Origin of the sequence: Allobosea sp. OAE752, from assembly GCF_050433265.1 — a bacterium.
Classification (GTDB): domain Bacteria; phylum Pseudomonadota; class Alphaproteobacteria; order Rhizobiales; family Beijerinckiaceae; genus Allobosea; species Allobosea spartocytisi.
This window is the reverse complement of the sequence record NZ_JBNPXO010000025.1, coordinates 1-1,924: the sequence shown is the minus strand read 5'-3', so window position 1 is coordinate 1,924 and position 1,924 is coordinate 1. Positions and strand designations below refer to the sequence as shown.

Below are 1,924 nucleotides of genomic sequence, written 5' to 3'. Positions count from 1 at the left end.
TCATGGCTGACGCCTGATCTGGAGGAACAGCATCATGAAGGCCTTCATCCTCGACCGCTACGGCAAGAAACAGCAGTTGCGACTGGGCGACATGCCCGAGCCCGTGGCCGGTCCCGACGACGTGCTGGTCGAGGTTGCCGCGGCAGGACTCAACCCGATCGATTCCAAGATCCGGGACGGCGCATTCAAGCTGGTCCTGCCCTACAAGACGCCGCTCGTGCTTGGGCACGATCTGGCGGGCACCGTGATCAGCGTCGGAGCAAACGTGCGGCGCTTCAAAGTCGGCGACGCCGTCTATGCCCGCCCCCGTGATGGGCGGATCGGCGCCTTTGCCGAACGGATCGTCGTCAACGAGAGCGATCTGGCGCTCAAGCCGGGCAATATCTCGATGGCCGAGGCCGCATCGATCCCGCTGATCGGGCTGACCGCCTGGCAGGTGCTGGTCGAGCGCGCGCAGATCAAACCAGGACAGAAGGTGCTGATCCATGCCGGGTCGGGCGGTGTCGGCACCTTCGCCATCCAGCTTGCCAAGCATCTCGGCGCCACCGTCGCGACGACGGCGAGCGCCGCCAATGCCGTGATGGTGAAGGAGCTCGGGGCGGATGTCGTCATCGACTATCGCAGCCAGAACTTCGAGGAAGAGCTGTCGGGCTACGACCTCGTGCTCCACACGCTCGATGCCACGACGCTGGAAAAATCGCTGAAGGTGCTGAAGCCCGGCGGCAAGCTCATCTCGATCTCCGGCGCTCCCGATCCCGCTTTCGCACGCAGCCAGGGCTTGAACGTGGTGCTTCGGCTCGTGCTGCGCCTGCTCAGCGCGGGCATCCGGCGCAACGCGAAGCGCGCGGGCGTCGAGTATTCCTTTCTCTTCATGCACGCCGACGGAGGGCAGCTTGAGCGGATCACCAGGCTGATCGAAGACGGCACGATCCGCCCGGTGGTCGATCGTGCCTTCCCCTTCGCGCAGGTGAACGACGCACTCGCCTACATCGACACTGGTCGCGCCAAGGGAAAGGTCGTCGTCACGCTCAAGTGACGCGATTTTCGGAAACAAGGATTTCGCCATGGCCACCCATATCCGCAGCGCAGACTGGAAGGCGGCACCCACCCGCCATGTCGAGGCTGCCGGCACGCGCTTCGCTTATCGCCGCCTCGGGCCTGATGCAGGCGTGCCGGTGGTGCTGCTCAATCACTGGGGCGCGAACCTCGACAATTTCGATCCCCGCATCGTCGAGGGCCTGGCTGCCGATCGACCGGTCTATGCGCTCGACTATCGCGGCATCGGCAGTTCGGGCGGCAGGGCGCCGCTCACAGTCGCAGAAATGGCCAACGACATGATCGCCACGATCCGCGCGCTTGGCTTGAAATCGGTCGACCTGATCGGCTTCTCCCTCGGCGGCTTCGTCGCGCAGCAGATCCTGTTTGACGCCCCCGATCTCATCCGCCGCGCCATCCTCGCCGGCACGGGGCCTGCGGGCGGGACCGGGATCGAGCGGGTCGGTCCGGTGTCGTGGCCACTCATCATCAAAGGGCTGCTGACCTTTCGTGATCCCAAGTTCTATCTCTTCTTCACGTCGAGCGCGGCAGGCAAGCGAGCGGCCTTCGAGTTTCTCGCGCGATTGAAGGAGCGGACGGGGGATCGTGACAAGGCGGTCTCGCTGACGGCCTTCCTGCGCCAGCTGAAGGCGATCAAGGCCTGGGGCCTCCGGTCGCCGCAACCTTTGGACACCATCGCCAAGCCCGTCCTCGTCGCGAACGGCGACCATGACATCATGGTGCCGAGCGAGAATTCGGTCGATCTGGCACGCCGTATTTCCGATGCCGAACTCGTCCTTTTCGCCGACGCCGGGCATGGCGGCATCTTCCAGCATCACGACGCCTTCCTGACGAAGGCCAGGGTGTTCCTGGCCGCCTGACCGCCAGC

Annotated in this window: 2 protein-coding genes; both read left to right on the top strand. The window is 64.9% G+C overall.

Annotated features, from left to right (window positions below):
• The first annotated feature begins 34 nt into the window (after nt 1-34).
• A complete protein-coding gene (locus GGC47_RS27550; RefSeq protein ID WP_429069943.1) occupies nt 35-1,036 on the top strand; it encodes an NADP-dependent oxidoreductase in 1,002 nt (333 codons plus the stop codon).
• A 28-nt stretch (nt 1,037-1,064) separates the two neighbouring features.
• On the top strand, nt 1,065-1,916 hold the full coding sequence (locus GGC47_RS27545; protein WP_142023514.1) for an alpha/beta fold hydrolase: 852 nt from the start codon (nt 1,065-1,067) through the stop codon (nt 1,914-1,916).
• Nucleotides 1,917-1,924 lie beyond the last annotated feature (8 nt).